The sequence below is a fragment of the Flavobacterium defluvii genome (assembly GCF_900129555.1).
GTDB classification, from domain to species: Bacteria; Bacteroidota; Bacteroidia; order Flavobacteriales; family Flavobacteriaceae; genus Flavobacterium; species Flavobacterium defluvii.
This window is the reverse complement of the sequence record NZ_FQWC01000001.1, coordinates 97836-117991: the sequence shown is the minus strand read 5'-3', so window position 1 is coordinate 117991 and position 20156 is coordinate 97836. Positions and strand designations below refer to the sequence as shown.

21 protein-coding genes are annotated in these 20156 nt (G+C 33.1%); 5 read left to right on the top strand and 16 right to left on the bottom strand.

The window, feature by feature from the left end:
- Positions 1-9: 9 nt before the first annotated feature.
- The 8 genes from BUC29_RS00505 to BUC29_RS00470 form a co-directional block, all read right to left on the bottom strand.
- The gene (locus tag BUC29_RS00505; protein WP_073412383.1) at positions 10-612 is read right to left on the bottom strand and encodes a dihydrofolate reductase family protein; all 603 of its coding nucleotides are present in this window, start codon (positions 610-612) and stop codon (positions 10-12) included.
- Positions 613-675: 63 nt separating this feature from the next.
- Positions 676-1530 carry a tol-pal system YbgF family protein gene (locus BUC29_RS00500; protein WP_073412382.1) on the bottom strand — a complete coding sequence of 285 codons (855 nt, stop codon included), beginning with the start codon at positions 1528-1530 and terminating at the stop codon, positions 676-678.
- 117 nt (positions 1531-1647) lie between these two features.
- On the bottom strand, positions 1648-2496 hold the full coding sequence (locus BUC29_RS00495; RefSeq protein WP_073412380.1) for an alpha/beta fold hydrolase: 849 nt from the start codon (positions 2494-2496) through the stop codon (positions 1648-1650).
- Positions 2497-2649: 153 nt separating this feature from the next.
- On the bottom strand, positions 2650-3330 hold the full coding sequence (locus tag BUC29_RS00490; protein ID WP_073412378.1) for a metal-dependent hydrolase: 681 nt from the start codon (positions 3328-3330) through the stop codon (positions 2650-2652).
- A 71-nt stretch (positions 3331-3401) separates the two neighbouring features.
- Positions 3402-4148, bottom strand: a complete 747-nt coding sequence (locus BUC29_RS00485; RefSeq protein WP_073412376.1) for a hypothetical protein — start codon at positions 4146-4148, stop codon at positions 3402-3404.
- Between the two features lie 88 nt (positions 4149-4236).
- Positions 4237-4701, bottom strand: coding sequence for an Mpo1 family 2-hydroxy fatty acid dioxygenase (locus tag BUC29_RS00480; protein WP_073412374.1), 465 nt, complete (start codon positions 4699-4701; stop codon positions 4237-4239).
- A gap of 73 nt (positions 4702-4774) precedes the next feature.
- Complete coding sequence (locus BUC29_RS00475; RefSeq protein WP_073412372.1) at positions 4775-6004, bottom strand: TMEM143 family protein; 1230 nt, start codon at positions 6002-6004, stop codon at positions 4775-4777.
- Between the two features lie 330 nt (positions 6005-6334).
- Entirely contained in the window at positions 6335-6565 is a 231-nt protein-coding gene (locus BUC29_RS00470; protein WP_073412370.1) for a hypothetical protein, read from the bottom strand.
- 91 nt (positions 6566-6656) lie between these two features.
- Here BUC29_RS00470 and BUC29_RS21625 point away from each other — a divergent pair, with 91 nt between their 5' ends.
- Entirely contained in the window at positions 6657-7046 is a 390-nt protein-coding gene (locus BUC29_RS21625; protein WP_208610036.1) for a hypothetical protein, read from the top strand.
- Between the two features lie 248 nt (positions 7047-7294).
- Here the strand turns inward: BUC29_RS21625 and BUC29_RS00460 are convergent, their stop codons facing one another.
- From BUC29_RS00460 to BUC29_RS00435, 6 genes are all read right to left on the bottom strand, one after another.
- Positions 7295-7762, bottom strand: coding sequence for a hypothetical protein (locus BUC29_RS00460; protein ID WP_073412366.1), 468 nt, complete (start codon positions 7760-7762; stop codon positions 7295-7297).
- 161 nt (positions 7763-7923) lie between these two features.
- Entirely contained in the window at positions 7924-9144 is a 1221-nt protein-coding gene (locus BUC29_RS00455) for a hypothetical protein (RefSeq protein WP_073412364.1), read from the bottom strand.
- 1 nt (position 9145) lies between these two features.
- Complete coding sequence (locus BUC29_RS00450) at positions 9146-9523, bottom strand: hypothetical protein (protein WP_073412361.1); 378 nt, start codon at positions 9521-9523, stop codon at positions 9146-9148.
- A gap of 190 nt (positions 9524-9713) precedes the next feature.
- Complete coding sequence (locus BUC29_RS00445) at positions 9714-10640, bottom strand: hypothetical protein (RefSeq protein WP_139260373.1); 927 nt, start codon at positions 10638-10640, stop codon at positions 9714-9716.
- A 166-nt stretch (positions 10641-10806) separates the two neighbouring features.
- A complete protein-coding gene (locus tag BUC29_RS00440; RefSeq protein WP_073412358.1) occupies positions 10807-11517 on the bottom strand; it encodes a LytR/AlgR family response regulator transcription factor in 711 nt (236 codons plus the stop codon).
- On the bottom strand, positions 11490-12440 hold the full coding sequence (locus tag BUC29_RS00435; RefSeq protein ID WP_244160730.1) for a sensor histidine kinase: 951 nt from the start codon (positions 12438-12440) through the stop codon (positions 11490-11492). The genes BUC29_RS00440 and BUC29_RS00435 overlap by 28 nt, the downstream gene beginning before the upstream one ends.
- A 435-nt stretch (positions 12441-12875) precedes the next feature.
- Here BUC29_RS00435 and BUC29_RS00430 point away from each other — a divergent pair, with 435 nt between their 5' ends.
- From BUC29_RS00430 to BUC29_RS00415, 4 genes are all read left to right on the top strand, one after another.
- The gene (locus BUC29_RS00430) at positions 12876-13088 is read left to right on the top strand and encodes a hypothetical protein (protein ID WP_073412354.1); all 213 of its coding nucleotides are present in this window, start codon (positions 12876-12878) and stop codon (positions 13086-13088) included.
- 238 nt (positions 13089-13326) lie between these two features.
- A complete protein-coding gene (locus BUC29_RS00425; RefSeq protein WP_073412352.1) occupies positions 13327-14856 on the top strand; it encodes a SulP family inorganic anion transporter in 1530 nt (509 codons plus the stop codon).
- A gap of 183 nt (positions 14857-15039) precedes the next feature.
- Positions 15040-15948 (top strand): helix-turn-helix domain-containing protein, encoded by a 909-nt coding sequence (locus tag BUC29_RS00420; protein WP_073412350.1) that lies wholly within the window; start codon positions 15040-15042, stop codon positions 15946-15948.
- A gap of 92 nt (positions 15949-16040) precedes the next feature.
- Positions 16041-16880 carry an oxidoreductase gene (locus tag BUC29_RS00415; RefSeq protein WP_073412348.1) on the top strand — a complete coding sequence of 280 codons (840 nt, stop codon included), beginning with the start codon at positions 16041-16043 and terminating at the stop codon, positions 16878-16880.
- A 110-nt stretch (positions 16881-16990) separates the two neighbouring features.
- Here the strand turns inward: BUC29_RS00415 and BUC29_RS00410 are convergent, their stop codons facing one another.
- Both BUC29_RS00410 and groL read right to left on the bottom strand, forming a co-directional pair.
- A complete protein-coding gene (locus BUC29_RS00410) occupies positions 16991-18193 on the bottom strand; it encodes an alkaline phosphatase family protein (protein ID WP_073412346.1) in 1203 nt (400 codons plus the stop codon).
- 302 nt (positions 18194-18495) lie between these two features.
- On the bottom strand, positions 18496-20127 hold the full coding sequence (gene groL, locus BUC29_RS00405) for a chaperonin GroEL (RefSeq protein ID WP_073412344.1): 1632 nt from the start codon (positions 20125-20127) through the stop codon (positions 18496-18498).
- Between the last annotated feature and the right edge of the window lie 29 nt (positions 20128-20156).

Here is a 20156-nt window from a genome sequence, read left to right as displayed (position 1 = left end):
ATATAAAGGTTATTTAATACTTTCTCCGGCATTTCCTGTTTTTACATCACCAGCTCGTTTATAACTGGCTAAAATTACTCCTGTGGTTGTAACAGTACTTTCTGTTAAAGTAAATCCCGAAGGATGTGCAGTATCAGCAAACAGTTTTTTTCCTTTGCCTAGAAGTACAGGATGAATTTTTAATCTGAGCTCATCAACTAAATCATTTTTTAAAAGTAAATGGATAAGTTCACTGCTTCCCCAAACCTGAATATCTAAGCCTTCAGATTCTTTGAGTTTCTTGATATCAGCCAGATTTTTAATGAAATTAGAATTTTTCCAATCCGATTTTTTTCTGGTTTTAGAAAGAACATATTTGTTACCGTCATTAATTCCCGGCCAAATCTGGACATGTTTAGGCCAGTAATCTTCCCAAATTTCAAATGTCTTTCTGCCCAAAAGATATTCAGCAGGCTGAAGTTCTTTTTTTACAGCATCACCATAAGCTTTATCCCCAAATGGTGCTGTCCATCCGCCATATTTAAAACCGTCTGCTGTATCTTCTTTCGGACCGCCCGGCGCCTGCATAACACCATCCAGCGAAATCATCGACAAAACAATTATTTTTCTCATCGTAATATGTGTTATGGATTAATAAAAAGACTAAAATAAATTTGAATTTGATGCTTTATAATTTTACAATTTTGCCTGCTCAGTTGTGATCATATCATAAAGCTTTTCATTCTTGAAATTTTCTTTAAATAAAGCAATCAAAGGAACAGTTGGACTCTTTGGATATTTTTTTACAAAGCGGTCAAATTCCTGGATGTTTTCTGGATAAATGTATTTTTCTTCTGCTGCATTTTCAAAAGTTGGCGTATTGTCCTGACCAATTAAATAATCCATTTGATAGCGTTTGTAATCGTCTTTTACAGATTCAATTAATTTAGAATCAGGATATTTTGTCAGAAAATTTTCCCAGGAAATAATTCTGTCTCCCAAATCTTTAAATGAAATTACCAATCCCGCATCTGCAGAATATAACGATTTGTTTTCCTCACTTTTTAGATATAAATAATCTTTATAGTCTTTCGTAACGTAGTCTTTGAAAATGGTATAATAAAAATCATTTTTTGTCGTAATTTCGACATAACCTTCACCTATTTCTTCAAGTTTTAACTGATATTTTGCAAGTTTTTGTTCCAGCAGCTTGACATTTTTTTTGTCTGTTTCGTTTTCACTATAAAAATTATCAAGTATGCCAGCCGATTTTTCTTCTATTTTGTGAATCAAATAGCCGTTTTCTTCAAAATATTTCTCGTATAATGCATTCGCATCTTTATTAGAAATTGATTTTAATTTAAGAATAATTTCATTTTTATTTTTAGAAAATAATTCTAGTAATTCTAAATCTGATTGAGCAGTTTTAGCAGGAATTTCAGTTTTTATACTGTCATTCTTAATTTCTTTTTTATTCGAAGCAGGTTTATCAGTTTGCTTGCATGAAGAAAGTAAAACTCCAAAAGTTATTACTATAAAGGTTTTTTTCATGATTAAAATTTGGTTTGTTCTGCTAATATATAAAATTATCCAGATTATTTTTAGTCATAAAAAAAGGACAAAAAATAATATATTAATTGTCCTTCCGTTTTAAAAATTTCCGAAAATCTACTTTGTGTTTTGCAGAAAATTATCGATGTAATTTACTACCAGTGGAATGTTTTGATGCTGAGGAGCATGACCTGTCTGCGGCAGAATAATTATCTGTGATGTTGGGAGCTGTTTGGTCAGCGGATACCAATTTTCTACAGCAAAACTTGTGTCGTGATCTCCGGAAATTATCAATATAGGTGTTTTGGTTGTTTTGAGTTTATCTCTATAGTTGTCTTTGTCTTCGGCAGCATTTTCGCCTCCGGCAAAATATAACTGAAAAGCTTCCATAGTAGACGGAATTTTAGAAACATCTATTCTTTTGGCAATTCTTTCATGAGAAGCTTTTGCAGCTTTTCTGCTTTCTTCAGATTCTGGTTCGAAGAAAAGAATAACTTCATCCTCAAAATCATTTATTGGTTTTAATGCATGATCAAGAAAAGACTGTTCCAGCGGCACAACTCTTTTTCCAATTGGGCCCGTACCCAATAAAATTGTATGCGTAACCAGTTCAGGATATTGGTGCGTTGCAGCTTGTGTAACCAATCCGCCGTACGACCAGCCCATTAAAACTGCCTTTTCGATTTTTAGAAAATCGGCCAGATCTTTTACATCTTTAGCTACTTCTTTAACATCCGTTGGAAGTGTTCCTGTAGAATATCCAATTCCCGAATAATCAAAAGTGATAACCTGATGTTTCTCTGCAAGCAGATCTAAAAATAACGGATCCCAGGTATCCAGCGTTCCTCTAAAACGGTTAATTAAAATAATTGGAACTCCGTTGCCAATTGATCTATAAGCGATTTTTCGGCCAGAAAGATCTGCAAATTGAGTTTCTGAGTTTGTGGCGTCTATTTTTGTGCTCATGGTTTGAAGTTTTTGGTTAATAATAAATTATAGAACCAATTTTAATGCCTCTTGAAAAAATATTTAAAAATCAGCCTTCAACAGAAATATAGAAATTATGAGATTGTTTTATTTCGCTAAAAAAAAGAAACGTTTTACTAAATATAGAAAATATCATAAGTCGATTGTAGCTCCAATTTTAGGTAAATAAAGATTTAGATTTGCATTTTTAAAATCGTCTAAAGCTTTTTTATGATCCATTTTAATGAAACCGAAAGTATCGTAATGAACGCCTAGAATTTTATTGACTTCAACCAGTTTTGAAGCTTCAATAGCTTCTTCAATACCCATTGTTAAACCGTCACCGATTGGGAAAACAGCAAAATCCAGTTTGGTAAATTTTAAGATAAACTGCATATCAAAAGTAAGAGCAGTGTCGCCGCTGTAATAAAAATTTCCGTCTAAAGTCGTTAATACAAAACCGCAGGCAATGCCGCCATAACTTCCGTCCATAAAACTGCTCGGATGCTGTGCTATAACACATTTTACGGTTCCGAAATCAAAGCTGAATTTTCCGCCCGGATTAATTGGATGCGCATTTTCGATTCCGTTTTTTAACAGCCAGTTGTAGATTTCGAAATTACCAAAAACTTTTGCCCCGGTATTTTTTGCAATTCTTTCGACATCGAGAATATGATCGTAATGGGCGTGAGAAATAAAAATATAATCGGCTTTTATTTCATCCACATTAATGTCTTTTGCTAATTCGTTTGGTGTGATAAAAGGATCGAAGAGAAGGTGTTTTCCATTTGCATAAACAGAAAAACAGGAGTGGCCAAAATAAGTTACTTTCATGTGATATAAATTTTGGAATTAATAATAGTTATTCAGTTTACTGCCAAAAATATACCAGTCGATTTTAGAACTTATTCTTCAAACACTTTTTCGGTATCAACAGAATTGTGTTCCTGATATAATTTTTCGCCAATTTTTCCCTGATCTCCCAATGCGCGGCCTTTTATGAGCCAGGCAGTTCCGAAAGCGAATAGTGCAAGCGCTTCAAAGGTTAATGTTGAATATGTAAATAGTTCAAGAGCGGCTGAAACAGGAACCAAAATCACAGAAATCAAAATGATATAACCACATGTTCTGTAAATATTGTTTTCGTGCAAAATACTTTTAGGTTCTCTGGTATCTTTTTCCTGCCCAATTGTAAAAACATGAATAGCGAGTAAAGATAAAATCAAAAAAAGCATTGCAGCAAAACCATAATGCAGCCAGCCGAGCCAGGTAACTGTTGATGGAATAAAGGTGTAGATTTTTTGTGAAATGTCTTCGGGATTTGTGGGAACAAGCGCAACGCCCAGCGCCATAATTCCCGCGATATTGGTTAGTAAATTATCGTTTTTCCAAATAGATTTATTACCGTGGCCTTTATACCGAATTAAAAACAAACCTACAGCGCATAAAGTTCCCGTAAATATTTCCCTTAAATTGGTATAATAATAATGACTTATAGAAGGCTGTATTTTGGTTTGAAAAAAAGATATCAGAGAAAATCCAACCAAAAATATTGGCAGTAGAAAACCTAAATAACCAATTGCACGTCTGATTCGTCTATAAGTGAAAATGTCATAATTTTCAATCTTAATTTCTTTTACATCTATTTTCATATTTTTATCTGTTTTGGTATGATAAAGTTATGAGAATATTTTTTAAATAACTGTAAATTAGTTTTTTAAAGTACTGGTAAAAAGAATATTATTTTCTGGAAAACAAATTCTCTACAACCCACGCCGGACCAATTAAAAGAAACTGAAGATCTTTTAAGAAAGATGGTTTTTTGCCTTCGATATTATGTCCGTAAAACTGTCCAATCCAAGCGATAACAAACACGCCGATTGAGAATATCCATAACGGAAAAATTTGACCTATATAATAATTTAAGACTAAACAGATTCCTGAGAAAATTGCAATTTTTACGGCCATCGCAATTGATAACCTGATGTAAAAAACAAGAACAAAAAGCAGAACTACAAATGCCCAGTTTTCGATAATGGGTAAATTTAGCTGTAAAGTATTAGCAATAATTCCGCTCGGAATACTCATTAATAAGCCTACGATAGAAAAATAAATTGCGGGCACACAAATGTAATGTATCGCTTTGTTTTTTGGGTTTTGATGACTTACGGCATATTCTGCAAACCATTGGTCTAATGTTCTCATTTTTGTGGTTTTAAGGTTAGTTACTGTAAATCTACTAAAAATTCCCAATTAAAAATTCGCAGAACATTAAAACCTATTTCACATTGTATTCAAAAACATTATCCCATAATTCGTCGATTTTGATAAGGGCTTCATTTAGCGGAATCACTTTCCATTTTCCGTCAGTTTCTATTCCTAAACCAATGCTTTTTAGTTTAAGTAAAGCGTCGTTTACATCAAAATCCAGTTCGGTATTTAATTGCGTCGAAAACCAGGATTCAATTTGAGAATCTAATTCCTGCGCAGTTAAAGGATTTTGGCTTTTATTTAAAAAAGTATAGGCCAAAATAGTTTCTTTTAAGGCTTCTTCTTCGGATGAATTTAAAAGAGAATAAAAGGCACCGCTGTTGTTTCCGACATTTTTAAAATACAAACTGTCTGAAAGCATTTTAGAATATCTGATTTTCTTGTTTATAAAATTATTGTACTGGCGGAAACAGTAAGCCGCTAAAATTCCCAGCGCAATTAATCCCTGATTTAAGGAAGTTTTGCTGTTTAGCAAATCGATAGTTTCTCCGGTTTCGTAAGCATTGTACATGTTTATAAGCGCCGGAATTACTTTGGCACTTAATAATGAAATGCCGCCAAAAACTCCCGGAACCCAAAGCAGCAGTTTATCTTTTAAAGACATTTTGGGAATTGCATTTGGGAAAATGGTTTCGAGATCATTTTTAGGAACACGCTTAAAAATCTTTAAAGCAATCGAACCCGGATCGATTGGCATTTTTCCTAATTTGACTTTCTTTTGAGCCAGATAATCGGCTTCGCTGTAATTTAGGTAAATAAGAACACGATCGTAATATTCGATTTCGACTTCTTTTTTCCAGAAATAATATTTTTTAACCGTTTCTTTTGCTTTATGATGCCCGCGCACGTAAAGTTCATAATCTTTAAAAGCATGAAAATCTATGGCAAGATTTAAACCTATTAAGTCAGATTCTTTAATGGCTTCTTTTAAAGTTTCCTGATCAATTCGATAATAATTGCCGCGCGCTAAAACCGTAAGGAGTGTTTCTTTAAAGACTAAGAAATTGCTTTTGCCAATAAAACCTTCACGTTCTTTTTCGCTCAAATCCGGATCGTACAGCGCGTAGTTTTGTTTTAAATTTCGGTTTAGGTTAAAAGATTCGTAATGATAATAGTGTTCGATTATATCGAATAGTTTTTTAAAATCACCAACCTTTTGTTTGTCTTCTGCGAAAGCTGCAATTTGTTGCTCGAGTAAGAATTCCTTATTAAAGGGAATGTAATGTTCTCGTATCATATTGATTTTAGGGCTTTAATTTGTTTTTTGGCGTGGAATATGGCAAAGGTACAAAGTTGAAAAATATTTTTCCTGCGGATTATGCTAAAAGAACTATAAAGTTCACTAAAAACAAAAAACCGCAAAGAAACAACTTTACGGTTTGTTCAATACATTAAATATGCTCAGATCAGCTGCATATCTAATCAGGTAATCTATAAAAATAGATTGTTTTTGGCCTCCCATAAAACTAGTCAGGAGTTAGGATTCTCCTGCTTCGTTTTATGAGTACTCTGGAGAAGAGTATGGCCGCTTTTTGGTAATTTAGATCTAAATATTTTCAGAACAGGCTTATTTATTATTGTCTTTTTCTTTTTTCAGTCTTTTGGCCTGATTTTCTCTTACAATTCTGTATTCGTTGTCAAGTCTCTTATATTCAGCCTTTATAATATCGCAAATAATGCCTGTACGATCTCCTCGAATGGACTTTCTAATGTAATCGTAAGAATATCCGTGCTTTTCTTTTATAATCTTTAACACATCTTGGTTGTAACTTGGCTGAGATTTTATATTTTTGTCCATTGCTTATTTTGTATTAAAAGTAAGACAAATATAGGTAGGGTATTTCTTAAAAACAAATAAATGTAGGAATTTTTCTAAAGAAATAATGTATATGGAAGAGAACACGTTAATGAGGATTAAACAATATTTGGATTATAAAGGTATTAAGGTTAGTGCCTTCGAAAGGATAATTGGCATGTCGAACGGCTCATTTGCAAGTCAGTTAAAAAATAATAAAACGATTGGGGTAGATAAATTAGAGAATATCTTAAAAAAATATACCGATGTTGATCCAGAATGGCTTTTAACAGGCGAAGGAGAAATGATTAAACTGCATATTTTGCAGGAAACCGGCGAGATTTATAAAAAAACACAAAGAGGAACAGAGCAATCAATCAATTATAAAGATCTGGCCGACGCCCGAAAAGAAACAATCGATAGTTTAAAAAAGATTATACAGCATCTTGAAGAACAACTTGCCGGATATAAACAGATTAGCTAAATATTGTAAAATAAAAAGTGAGATTTCTAATCGTTACCAGCGATATGAAATCTCACTTTTTTGTTTCAAAAAAAATTGACAAAATTTACAAGCATCCCTTTCGGAAGGCTACATTCTAAAAAGAAAAAATTATTCTTAGCAATTTTACCAATTTTAAAAGTTCTGACAACACGTATTTATACCTGTTTTTTATTTTTTAGGCTTTAAGGTTCTGAGATATTAAGATTCTAAGGTTTTATTTCTTTGTATTAGTTAAGATCTGATTTTTTTAATTCTATAATTTGCCGGATGTATTGAATTAAGTTTTGCCTTTCTATAGAGAACTGAGCATTTTCGCTTTCGGTACGGAGATATAGTTCAGCAATATCTTCAGCGGTCATGTTTTTATTTAAATAATGGTCTTGTACATATTTTATAAGATTTTCTAAAAAAAGTTCTTTTTGTTTTCCTTTTTCGAGTGTTTCAATATCACCATTTTTGATTTTTTCAATTTCAGATTCGGGTAAATCAATCGTAAGATACGTCATATCTACAGGAACATTAGCCAGCATTTCTTTAGTGGTTTTTCCCGAACCGTTGCAGTAGGCGCAGGGAGCGGGAACCCATTTTAACACTTTATTTAAACGCCGGATATCATCCCAGTCAACAAAACCTTTTCCGAGACATCTTGGACATTGTGGTTCTGATTTATTAAAGAGATGTTTAAAAATGGACATTGTATAAAAAATTACATTAAAAAGTTCTTGGTTTGCTAAGGTAATTATTTATGTAAGAAAATTATTTTGATAAAGTGATTTTTTTGAAATAAGAGTTTATAAAAAGAAAAACTGTGCAGATTAAAACTCGTCGGCACAGTTTATTTGAAAATTAAATCATTTTATTTTTTATTTCCAAATCCCGCAATAAGCGTTAAAGCGGCGATTAAATTTCCATCTTTGTGAATTGTTCCGTCAAAATCCCTTCCAAAAGAAAAAGTCAGTTTTTGATTTTTAAGAATAGAATAATCGGCATTAAAAATCAATTTCCACGAAGGATCGATTGCGTTTCCGTTAAGTACACTTCTGTAAATAGCTTCTGCGCTACAGCTGAATTTTGACTGCGATTTTGAATACGCAATTCTACCTCCGGTATCCAGCGTCGAGACATCTTTTTGAGTATTGACATTATTATCGAGAGCCAGAATTTTATCAGGATTGTATAAATATCGAATTAACCCCAGAAATGCAAATCCTTTTTTATTGGTATAACCAAAGTTTGTCCAGATTCCGGCATTGTAAACTTTGCTGTTTTCGAAATTTCTATTTCTGAATTCGCTGCTGATACCTCCGTTTACATCCCAGGAAAAACCAATTCGCTGGGTTTGAAATGTAGCTGCAATAGCGTTTATTTCTCCAAGTAATGCTTTTTCTTTATCTGATTTTTTGAAATTTGCCAGCATGTCGCTTAACTGAGCTTCTATTTTTTTATATTTATCACTTTCGATAATTTTCTTAATATCATCGGGATTAGTGACGCCTTTCATTAAATCTTCTCTTTGTTTTAAAAGTGATCTGTAATTTTCATCATTATCGTTTAACCAGTCTTCCATGGCCTGCATAGACAACTTATTGATTTTATCCTGTTTTACAATAATAGAATCCAGTTTTGCTTTTGTTATAGAATCATATTCGCCGCGTGAAATAGAAAACTTAAAACCTAAACCGCCATATGTGCTTTTATAATTCAAAGCAGTGTTGCTGGAATCGGGATTAGAAATTGCTAACGAAATAACAAAGGTCTGTTTAAAAATGTTTTTAAAATCTTTGTCCTGCAAACCTTTTGTGGTGAAATCTGTCGAGCCTTTTGCAAATAAATAATAAGGCGAAAGATCGATTCCGTAATTAGAAGGAAATGCCGTAAAAGAATTACTCGCCGATTGTACCGAAACCATAAAAGACGAAATATCCGTAGGTTTATCAATATCCGTTGTCGCAATACCCAATAAATTAGATGCCGGAGACGACGGCGCTCTTAAAACATCAAGATCAATTCCTTTATCCTGCGAATACATCTGAAACGATAATAAAGCAAATGCCGAAAATAAAATTATTTTTTTCATGTTATGACGGATTAAAGAAACGAATTACACAACGATAATTTACCGTATCGCCTTCTTTTTCTACATTGGCAAACAGCGGATACTCGAGAAACATAATTCCACCGTTTAATCGTATTCTTAATTCTGTATAATTGGTATCTCTTGACGTGTCGGTAATTGTGCAGGAAAGAATTAAAACTTTTCCTTTCAGACTTTTATTATCCGTAATAACAGTTGGCGGAAGATTTCCGTTAATCTTTTGAAGGTCTAAAATGCCATCTATTTTGGCATCAAAAGTACTGGTTTGACCCAATCCGCCGGTAATTACTTCCAGCGAAACTTTTTTATTAGAATCGTTTACAAAGTATAACGTGTCTAATGCGGTTCTTTCTTCATTCATAGTTTTTCTTGGGAGTTTGGTTAGTTAACTTTTTTGAGCTATGTTTTGTGAATTCAGATTTCCATTTCTGATTTGTTTTTGGTGATGCTAATGTAAGAATTTTGTGTTTTTGTAAGGCAATTTTGAGATTAAAAAAAGCTGCGAGAATTTTTGGGTTCTGGCAGCTTGAGGATAAATATATTGTTGTCTTCTACTGAATTTGAAGTTCTGTTTTATTTTGATTTGATGAAGACTGAAAAATATTTATTCCAAAACCAATTCCATAAAAGATTTTATTGTTGTAAATCCATGCAGAGGATTCTTTGGAATCTTCGTTAATCCAATCCATTCCTGCACCAAATCCAATTGAGAAATTTTGATAAGAGAATAACAAGTTTAAACTTGGAGTAAGTGCGGGTTTTTCACTAGTTGTTTTTACAACTCCTTTTGTAGAAATTGAATCCAAACTAATCTTTGTAATTCCAATTCCTGCTAATAACGATAGACCAAAATTCTTTCCAATATTTTTTCTAACTCCAGCTGTAAGTCCAAGATTTAAATCGGTCGACCATTTACCAGGAATGTTGCCAACTTTCGGTCGCATTCTTGCAAGATAAGATATTGTTCCATAATTAAATTCATAAGATGGTTTTGGGTCATATTTATAGGCATATTCTTTTAAGTCATTTTTTGAGATTAAATAAAAAGCCTCTTTTCTTAAAGTAGTTACTGTTATATTTTTATCGTTACTTTTAGTCTTTGAATTGAATGCTTCAAAAGTGCCTTTTGGTGCTAGGTAATTATATGTAAGGGCTTTTACAAGGTTTTTATTGTAAGTGTCTTCACTTTTGAACATTGATTTACTTGTAGACCAATCTAAAAATGATATAATATAATTATCGCCTTGTTTTTTATGTATTGTAAAAGTTGAATATAAAGGAGCATTTGTTGCTGCATAATCATCTGACTCTAAAACAGTCCCTGATCCATCGCATTTAGTTATATCTGGCTTTCCGTAAAAAATGAATTTAGATATATCGAGCTTAATATCGTCAAAATTAATTTTTTCTTGTGAATGTGACTTAAGAGAAATAAAACTCAATATTATACATACTAGTAACAATCTAAAGCTTTTCATAGTTTTTGTTTTGGGGGTTAATTAATTTTAACATCTGTTTGAACAAGATTACCAAAATTCCAAAAAACCACATCACGTATTTATACGGTATTTTATTACTAAAAAAAAATAAAAAATCCTCAGCCTAAATTGGTTGAGGATTTCGAAATCTTAATTGAACTGAAAACTACTTAAGAAAACTATCCAGTAAAATCTGGTATTTACGTCCAACAGGAATCACTTCGCCATTAGACATAGTAAGGTTTTTAAATGTAACAGCAGAGATTTTGTTTACGTTTACAATATAAGAGCGATGAACCTGAACAAAACTCGAACTGTCAATTTCTGAAGCGATACTCGAAAGCGAACCATACACAATATGAGGCAAATTGAACTTGGTACAATAGAGTTTCATATAATTGCCCAGACTTTCGATATAAACAATGTCGCAAAGCGGCATATCGATATTCTGCCCATTTAAGCGATACGAAAGCACTTTTGCATCGGTATTATTTTCTTTTTTCAGGCTGTTGCCGGAGAAATAAGTTTTTGCTTTTTCTATGGCTTTAGCAAATTTTTCAGGCGAAATAGGTTTAAGCAAATAATCAATCGCATCGTTTTGATAAGCCGAAAGCGCAAAATCAGAATAAGCGGTCGTAACAATGGTGAGTGGACGATTGGGCTGGAGTTCCATTAATTCGACACCCGAAATGACAGGCATATTAATGTCCAGAAAAATAATGTCGTATTGATTAGCATTGAGTAATTTGAGCGCTTCCATTCCGCTAAAAGCACTTCCGGAATGTTCCAGTTCTTCAAACTTCGAAATATGTGAAACTAACGCTTTATGCGCCGGAGATTCGTCGTCAATTATGAGACAGCGGTAGGTAAGTGCCATATACTTAATTTTACAACAAACATATTTTTCTCTTTTTTGCAGCTCAAATCATGCCTTAAACGGTAAACTTCTAAACGACGTTTTAGATTTTCGATTCCGATTCCGGTACTCGAAAGACGTGATCCCGAGTCTATATAATTGTTTTTAATCGTAAAAGTCAAATTTCGGGATTTTACTTCTAAATCTATTACGATAAAAGGTTCTGTGGTTTCTGCCGAAAATTTAACGGCATTTTCTACTAAAGGTAAAAAGAATAAAGGCGGAATCTCAATTTCATCAAAATTACCTTCAAAATTTTGGGTAACGTTTAAGCGATCGTTTCTAAAAGTATAATATTCAATATATTTTTTAACGAAAGCAATTTCTTCTTCAACCAAAACATAATCCTTTTTAGTCGCTTCAATTTGGTAACGCAGCATATCCGAAAGATTCAGGATTCGGTCTGGAACTTTATCCGGTTCAGACAATGCTTCTCCGTAAAGATTGTTCATCGCATTTAGTAAAAAATGCGGATTCAGCTGCTGTTTTAAAAACGAAAGCTCAGATTTGAAATTCATAATATCTTTATCGGCATCCATGATTTTTTTGGTAATCACAACATGAATAAAATAGAAAAACATTCCGTTGATAAGAAGCGATAAAATCTGCAGAGTTTTGAAATTTCCAAATCCAACCAAAGGGAAAAACCAATTGATGAAAAAGTAAAAAGAAGTCCAATACGTTAAAAACAGCAGAAAGAATATTTTGACTTTTCTTTTAAATAATAATCTTTTGATTATAAAAAGATTAAAAACCGTAATCCATAAAATGCAGGGAAAATATCCTATTGCAATTTTACTGACCATATAACAAAAATCATGACCGGCCAAACGGAGTTCATCATACACACAGGCAAAAATCACCAACAATATGAAGGTATGCACGATGAGGTTTCTGAGAAAGAAATTTTGGTAAATTTTGAGAATTTTCATGACGGCAAAAATAGTCTAATATTATAGTTTATAGCTATTTGTGGAGAATATTTTATACAAACGCCATTCGTATAAATGATACGCCGTTGGTATAAAAAATCTATTATAATAGGTATCTCTAAAGTATTTTTGGCTTCGAATTTAATTATCCTCCAAAACCAAAAATGATATGGATTTTATTTTGTCGAAATGATTTTTATTCGAAAAGGGATTTAAAAACAGAAGATTTTTCTTAATTTTAAACTCCTCAAATTTTTAAGGCGTTTATGAGCTAATAAACCAGAATTGAAACCTGGTATTACCTACAAAAAAAAGCTCGGTGCTAAAATTAGAATCTCAGATACTTTTTCGTCAAAATTAATTCAGCATTTTATAAATTAAATAATTATGGTTGTTGAAATTTTTAAAACAAACGTCTACAAAGAATCAGACAAAAATTATGTCACTGCCGTTATCCAGAATCAGTTTCCAGATTATAAAATCAATTTTGATCTCGAAGATTGCGATAAAATATTGCGTGTAGAAGGCGTTGAGCTTCAGTGTGATAATATTATCGATTATGTAAACTGTCTAGGTTACACATGTATTCGTTTAGATTAACAATTTGTTAAACAAAACAGGTATAAATACGCAGCTAAATATATCGGTTTATAGATAGTTTTGCGTATTATTTTCTTTAAAAAATTAAATATTAAAAAATGATAAGTTTCATCCTTTCGGTTTTTGTGCTGCTTTTAAAACAGTTTTCTTAGTATAACAGCATAAGTTGTTGTAAATACTTTTTCAATCCGAAAAGGTTAATTCTTCTTTTGGGCATTATTTTCTACATTTGTGCCTTATGAAAAAAGCTTTCCAACTCTTCGATTTCACCCAAAAGGTCAATTACAAAAATGAAATTTTAGCAGGATTAACTGTCGCTATGACAATGATTCCAGAATCTTTGTCGTTTGCAATTTTAGCCGGATTTCCGCCTTTGGTTGGTTTATATGCTGCTTTTATTGCCGGATTAGTTACTGCAATTTTTGGTGGAAGACCCGGGATGATTTCGGGTGGAGCGGGAGCAACGGTGATTGTTTTAATCGCCTTAATGAAATCGCATGGAATTGAATATGTTTTTGCGGCCGTCGCGCTTGGCGGAGTTGTCCAGATTTGTATCGGACTTTTTAAACTCGGAAAGTTTATACGTTTAGTGCCGCAGCCTGTAATGTTTGGTTTTGTAAACGGATTGGCGGTCGTGATTTTTATGTCACAATTGGAACAATTTAAAACCATTATTAACGGTCAGATTTCCTGGCTGCAGGGAACACCTTTGTATATTATGCTCGGTCTGGTCTCTTTGACGATCGCTATTGTTTTGATTTTTCCTAAAATTACAAAAACAGTTCCGGCATCTTTGGTTGCGATTATGATTGTTTTTGCTTTGGTTATTGTTTTTAATATAGAAACTAAAACAGTAGAAGATATTGCTTCTGTTCAGGGCGGATTTCCTCCATTTCATATTCCAAATATTCCCGTTTCTTTTGAAACTTTAAAAATTATCTTTCCGTATTCGGTTATTGTGGCGGCGGTTGGTTTGACCGAAGGTTTGCTTACGCTGAATTTAGTTGACGAAATTACCGGAACACGCGGAAACAGCAATCGCGAATGCATAGCACAGGGAAGTTCGAATATTTTAAACGGTTTTTTTTACGGAATGGGAGGCTGCCCGATGATTGCACAGACTTTAGTAAATCTTGGTGCCGGCTCTAGAGCTAGACTTTCTGGAATTATTGCGTCTTTGACAATTTTATTAATCATACTTTTTGGAGCGCCTGTAATTGGAAAATTACCAATGGCCGCTTTAGTAGGAGTAATGATGATGGTGGCGATTACTACTTTTGAATGGGCAAGTTTCAGGATTATTAATAAAATGCCCAGACACGATATTTTCGTTGGAATTTTGGTTGCTTTAATTACAATTGTATTACATAATCTGGCTTTGGCGGTTTTAATTGGTGTGATTATTTCGGCTTTGGTTTTTGCCTGGGAAAGTGCCAAAAGAATTCGCGCCAGACATTTTATTGATGAAAATGGTGTGAAACATTATGAAATTTATGGACCATTATTTTTTGGATCTGTAACCACTTTTTTGGAGAAGTTTGATGCTCAAAACGACCCAAATCATGTAATAATTGATTTTAAAGAAAGCCGCGTTTCTGATATGTCTGCAATTGAAGCGCTCAATAATTTGACTAAAAAATACAGTCATGAAAATAAAATTATTGAATTACAGCATTTAAGTCCAGACTGCAGGCAATTGCTTAAAAATGCCGATGCCGTAATTAATGTAAATGTTATTGAAGATCCAACGTACAAAGTGGTATCCTAATAATTGTGAATGCGTAATTGTGAATGGTTAATTGTTAATTGTGAATTATTAATTTATATGTTCCAATTTTCTGTAGAGACGTACAGTAGTACATCTCTACAGATATACGTTGCGTAAATTATCTCATTTTCTTATTGATAAATTTTCTAATTATAAAAAGATTGAATTTCGTAACTTTACAAAATGAAACTCACAGAAACCTTAGAAGATTTTTACACAATCAAAGTAAACGGAATGCCCGAGAATCTTAAAAAAGAAATCGGACATTTTAATGTTTTTAAATTGGATGATTTTGTTGGAAATATCTGCAAGCCATTTCCATACACAAGAAAAGACTTTTATAAAATAAGTTTGATCATCGGGAAAAACAAAGTGCATTATGCGGATAAAGTTGTAGCGATTGAAGATCAGGCTTTGTTTTTTGCTAATCCACAGATCCCTTATAATTGGGAACAGGTTGATGAAAACCAAACCGGATTTTTCTGCATTTTTACCGATGCCTTTTTTAGTCAATATGGCAATCTGAAAGAATACCCATTGTTTCAGCCAGGCGGAAATCCGATTGTTCCTATTTCTATGGAATTGGCGGAATCTCTAAAAACGGTTTATTTAAGAATGTTTGACGAAATCAATTCTGATTATGCTTTTAAATATGATGTGCTTCGAAATCTGGTTTTTGAAATTATTCATCTTGCTCTGAAAACACAAACCGTAACTACTTCATTATACAGTAAATCAAATGCTACGATTCGAATTTCGTCTTTATTTCTGGAATTGTTAGAACGCCAGTTTCCGATAGAATCCATAACACAGCAAATTAATTTTCGTTCACCTTCAGAATATGCAAGTCAGTTAAATGTGCATGTAAATCATTTAAATAAAGCATTAAAAGAAACAACAGGAAAAACAACTTCGCAGATTATTTCTGAAAGAATTGTTCAGGAAGCGATGATTCTTTTAAAACAAACCAATTGGAATATTAACGAAATAGCCTGGTGTTTAGGTTTCGAAGAATTGTCTCATTTTATCAATTTCTTCAAGAAAAATGTTCAGGTTTCGCCTAAAAACTATCGTTTGGCAGAAATTGTTTGATTTTTGTAATTTCTTGCTTGATTGCTTTAATATTTGAGCTGAACTTCGACCATACCTTTGTCATGTAATTATAAACGTAAAAATTTAAAATCATGGACAATAAAAAAGTTTGGTTTATCACAGGTGCTTCAAAAGGCATCGGATTAGAATTGGCTAAAAAATTATTAGCAGAAGGTTATAAAGTCGCTGCAACTTCAAGAAGTGAAGCTTCTTTAATTAAAGAATTAGGAACTACATCAGACAATTTTATTCCTCTAGAAATGGATTTGGTTGACGAAAAAAGCGTGAAAAATGCTATCGACAAAACTATAAATCATTTTAAAACAATTGATGTTTTGGTTAATAATGCTGGCTACGGATTATTAGGAACGCTTGAAGAGTTAACTGATGCTGAAGCTAGAAAAAACTACGAAGTAAATGTTTTTGGATTATTAAATGTAATCAGAAATACAATGCCGATTCTTCGTGCCAATAAAACGGGACATATTTTCAATATTTCTTCTGTTGGAGGTTATTATGGAGAATTTCCAGGTTGGGGAATTTACTGTTCTACCAAATTCGCAGTTGCAGGTTTAACAGAATCTTTGGCGGCAGAAATTAAACCTTTCGGACTTCATGCTACAATTGTTTATCCGGGTTATTTCAGAACAGATTTCTTAAAAGATAGTTCTTTATTACTTCCGGAAAATCCAATTGCAGAATATAAAAACGTAAGAGAGTCTGAAAGCGCTCACAAAGAAGATATTAACGGAAATCAGCCGGGAGATCCAGTAAAATTAGCAGAAGCTTTGATTAAAGCTGCTGAAGATCAAAATCCACCATTGCATTTGTTTTTAGGTGAAGATGCCTTTAATATGGCAAACCAAAAAATAGCAAGTGTTCAAAGTGAATTGGGACAATGGAAAGAAGTTTCTGTTTCAACTGGTTTTTAATTAAATAATTGATTCCTATTTTTTGTAGAGACGCACAGCTGTGCGTCTCTACAAAAAATAGGGTCGTATTAAATATTTAAAATTATCTAATTTTCTCATTGACACATTATCTAATTCACCAACATCGATTTTACATCATTCAACTTTCCATCAATCTGATCAATTTGCAGACCTAAAATATGAGCAATTAAAGGATAAACAGAAACATTTGGAAAGGTTCTAACTGTTTTATCTACTTTAAAGGCAGGACCTTTAGCATAAAAAATGGCGTGCATATCTTTATTCTTATTGTCATAGCCGTGTGTTCCGCCTTTAATATTTTGGGATTCCTTACTCACTAAACTCCATCCTTTATCTGCTTCAATAACAAAATCATGAGCACGCGGATTGGTCCCGAAATGTAGTCTCTTAGGAATTTCGGTTGATTTCCAGAATTTAATATGAGGAACTTTTCTTAAAGCATTAAAAATAGAATCCTGATAACCGGATTTTGCCTGAAGACTCATAATAGGGTTAATTACATCTTTATAACCCAGCCATTCTGGTTTTAGGTAATCAAGAACAGCAACTTTTTTATCATTAGAAATATCGGCCATTCCGTGATCTGAAACAATAATTAAATTGATTTGTTTTCCGATAGGCAATTGATCTAGTTTTCTGGATAATTCTCCCATAATAGAATCCATTTTAATAACCATTTTTTTGTTTTCTGGCGAAAGCGGACCAAAATTATGTCCGGTATGATCAGGTTCATCAAAATATAAAGTCACTAAATGCGGACGTTGCTTTTCTGGAAGCTGTAACCATTTTAAAATAGTATCGATTCTTGCTCCATAAGGAATTTTGTTATCGTAATTTTTAAAATAACTTGGATTTCTTTTGTCAATATCAGAACCTGGCCAAAAGAAAGAACCTGCTTTTACACCTTGCTGTTCTGCCAGATTCCAAATTGGATTTCCGCCATAAAATCTCGAATCATTTTTTGCATTTGATGATAATGAAAATGATTGATTTAAAGCAGCATCATAAAAAACATTATTAATGATTCCGTGATGATCCGGATAAAGTCCTGTTACAATCGAATAATGATTTGGAAAAGTTTTAGTTGGATAAGATGGTTTCATTGACTTTGCATGAACACCTTCTTTTGCAATTTGCTTTAAATTCTGAAGGTTAAACTGCTTTTGATAATCCCAGCGAAAACCGTCCATAGAAACCAAAACAACATAATTTTCTTTGCTGGATTGTGCTTGTAAAATAAAGGAAAGTAAAAGAAAAAATAAAGATAGGAGAGCGGTAAAAGGCTTTTTCATTATTGATAATTATTATGAAGCCGCAAAGGTAGAGATAACAGATTTTTTAAAGAAAAAGAGAATGTTAAATAAAAATGATAGCCACGAATTCACGAATTTATTTTTTTTATAATCTTTATCTATATTTTTATTAGCTGCAAATTAGACAGATTAAAAGAATTATAATCTGTGAAAATCTTTTTAATCTGCGGCAAACAAATTGTATGCAAAGATTTGAAAAAAATAAATTTGTGAATTTGTGGCTATCAAAAAAAAGCGCCAGAAGTAAATTCAGCGCTTTTAATTTTTAAGAAGAGAATGAATTACATCATTCCTGGCATTCCGCCTCCCATTGGCATTCCGCCTCCGGCATTTTCTTCTTTAATATCAATTAATGCACATTCTGTAGTAAGGATCATTCCAGAAACAGATGCAGCGTTTTCAAGAGCTACACGAGTTACTTTTTTAGGATCGATAATTCCAGCAGTAAGCATATCTACATATTCGTCAGTTTTTGCGTTGTATCCAAAATCACCTGAACCTTCAGAAACTTTAGCCACAACTACAGAACCTTCAAGGCCTGCATTTTCAACAATAGTTCTTAATGGAGACTCAACAGCACGAGAAACAATCTGAATTCCAGTTGCTTCGTCAGCGTTATCGGCTTTAAGTTGAGCTAAAACAACTTTTGCTCTTAATAAAGCAACACCACCACCAGCAACGATTCCTTCTTCTACAGCAGCACGAGTTGCGTGTAAAGCGTCATCTACTCTGTCTTTTTTCTCTTTCATTTCAACTTCAGAAGCTGCACCAACGTAAAGAACTGCAACACCTCCGGCTAATTTAGCCAAACGCTCTTGTAATTTTTCTTTATCATAATCAGATGTTGTAGTTTCCATCTGACCTTTAATTTGGTTTACTCTGTTTTTGATGATATCAGCTTCACCAGCACCGCTTACAATAGTTGTATTGTCTTTATCGATAGAAACTCTTTTTGCGTTTCCTAACATTTCGATAGTTGTATTTTCAAGAGTATATCCTCTTTCTTCAGAGATTACAGTTCCTCCAGTTAAAATTGCGATATCTTCTAACATTGCTTTTCTTCTGTCTCCAAAACCTGGAGCTTTTACAGCAGCAATTTTAAGTGCACCTCTTAATTTGTTTACTACTAAAGTAGAAAGTGCTTCACCATCAACATCCTCTGCAATAATCAATAATGGTTTTCCTGATTGTGCAACTGGCTCTAAAACTGGAAGTAATTCTTTTAAAGAAGATACTTTTTTGTCGTATAATAAGATATATGGAGAGTCTAATTCAACTTCCATTTTCTCCGGGTTTGTTACGAAGTACGGAGAAAGATATCCTCTGTCAAACTGCATTCCTTCAACAACATCTACAAAAGTATCAGTTCCTTTAGCCTCTTCTACAGTAATAACACCTTCTTTTCCAACTTTTGCGAAAGCAGTAGCGATTAATTCACCAATAACTTCGTCATTGTTTGCAGAGATAGAAGCAATTTGTTTGATCTTATCAGAATCGCTTCCAACAACTTTCGCTTGTTTTGCCAAATCAGCTACAATAGCTTCTACAGCTTTGTCGATACCACGTTTTAAATCCATTGGATTTGCACCCGCAGCAACATTTTTAAGACCTTCTTTTACGATTGCCTGAGCTAAAACTGTAGCCGTTGTAGTTCCGTCTCCTGCTAAATCATTGGTTTTAGAAGCAACTTCTTTCACCATTTGCGCACCCATGTTTTCTAATGCGTCTTTTAATTCGATTTCTTTTGCAACCGAAACACCATCTTTAGTAACTGTTGGTCCACCAAATGATTTTCCGATAATTACGTTACGACCTTTTGGTCCAAGTGTTACTTTTACAGCATTTGCTAATGCATCAACACCACGTTTTAATCCGTCACGTGCTTCAATATCAAATTTTATATCTTTTGCCATTTTAATTTTGTTTAAAGTTTGATTTGTTT

What these genes read in the sequence shown, in the direction of transcription:
- BUC29_RS00505 (WP_073412383.1), bottom strand. Translation starts at nt 612, where the DNA reads ATGAGAAAAATAATTGTTTTGTCGATGATTTCGCTGGATGGTGTTATG.
- BUC29_RS00500 (WP_073412382.1), bottom strand. Translation starts at nt 1,530, where the DNA reads ATGAAAAAAACCTTTATAGTAATAACTTTTGGAGTTTTACTTTCTTCA.
- BUC29_RS00495 (WP_073412380.1), bottom strand. Translation starts at nt 2,496, where the DNA reads ATGAGCACAAAAATAGACGCCACAAACTCAGAAACTCAATTTGCAGAT.
- BUC29_RS00490 (WP_073412378.1), bottom strand. Translation starts at nt 3,330, where the DNA reads ATGAAAGTAACTTATTTTGGCCACTCCTGTTTTTCTGTTTATGCAAAT.
- BUC29_RS00485 (WP_073412376.1), bottom strand. Translation starts at nt 4,148, where the DNA reads ATGAAAATAGATGTAAAAGAAATTAAGATTGAAAATTATGACATTTTC.
- BUC29_RS00480 (WP_073412374.1), bottom strand. Translation starts at nt 4,701, where the DNA reads ATGAGAACATTAGACCAATGGTTTGCAGAATATGCCGTAAGTCATCAA.
- BUC29_RS00475 (WP_073412372.1), bottom strand. Translation starts at nt 6,004, where the DNA reads ATGATACGAGAACATTACATTCCCTTTAATAAGGAATTCTTACTCGAG.
- BUC29_RS00470 (WP_073412370.1), bottom strand. Translation starts at nt 6,565, where the DNA reads ATGGACAAAAATATAAAATCTCAGCCAAGTTACAACCAAGATGTGTTA.
- BUC29_RS21625 (WP_208610036.1), top strand. Translation starts at nt 6,657, where the DNA reads ATGGAAGAGAACACGTTAATGAGGATTAAACAATATTTGGATTATAAA.
- BUC29_RS00460 (WP_073412366.1), bottom strand. Translation starts at nt 7,762, where the DNA reads ATGTCCATTTTTAAACATCTCTTTAATAAATCAGAACCACAATGTCCA.
- BUC29_RS00455 (WP_073412364.1), bottom strand. Translation starts at nt 9,144, where the DNA reads ATGAAAAAAATAATTTTATTTTCGGCATTTGCTTTATTATCGTTTCAG.
- BUC29_RS00450 (WP_073412361.1), bottom strand. Translation starts at nt 9,523, where the DNA reads ATGAATGAAGAAAGAACCGCATTAGACACGTTATACTTTGTAAACGAT.
- BUC29_RS00445 (WP_139260373.1), bottom strand. Translation starts at nt 10,640, where the DNA reads ATGAAAAGCTTTAGATTGTTACTAGTATGTATAATATTGAGTTTTATT.
- BUC29_RS00440 (WP_073412358.1), bottom strand. Translation starts at nt 11,517, where the DNA reads ATGGCACTTACCTACCGCTGTCTCATAATTGACGACGAATCTCCGGCG.
- BUC29_RS00430 (WP_073412354.1), top strand. Translation starts at nt 12,876, where the DNA reads ATGGTTGTTGAAATTTTTAAAACAAACGTCTACAAAGAATCAGACAAA.
- BUC29_RS00425 (WP_073412352.1), top strand. Translation starts at nt 13,327, where the DNA reads ATGAAAAAAGCTTTCCAACTCTTCGATTTCACCCAAAAGGTCAATTAC.
- BUC29_RS00420 (WP_073412350.1), top strand. Translation starts at nt 15,040, where the DNA reads ATGAAACTCACAGAAACCTTAGAAGATTTTTACACAATCAAAGTAAAC.
- BUC29_RS00415 (WP_073412348.1), top strand. Translation starts at nt 16,041, where the DNA reads ATGGACAATAAAAAAGTTTGGTTTATCACAGGTGCTTCAAAAGGCATC.
- BUC29_RS00410 (WP_073412346.1), bottom strand. Translation starts at nt 18,193, where the DNA reads ATGAAAAAGCCTTTTACCGCTCTCCTATCTTTATTTTTTCTTTTACTT.
- groL (WP_073412344.1), bottom strand. Translation starts at nt 20,127, where the DNA reads ATGGCAAAAGATATAAAATTTGATATTGAAGCACGTGACGGATTAAAA.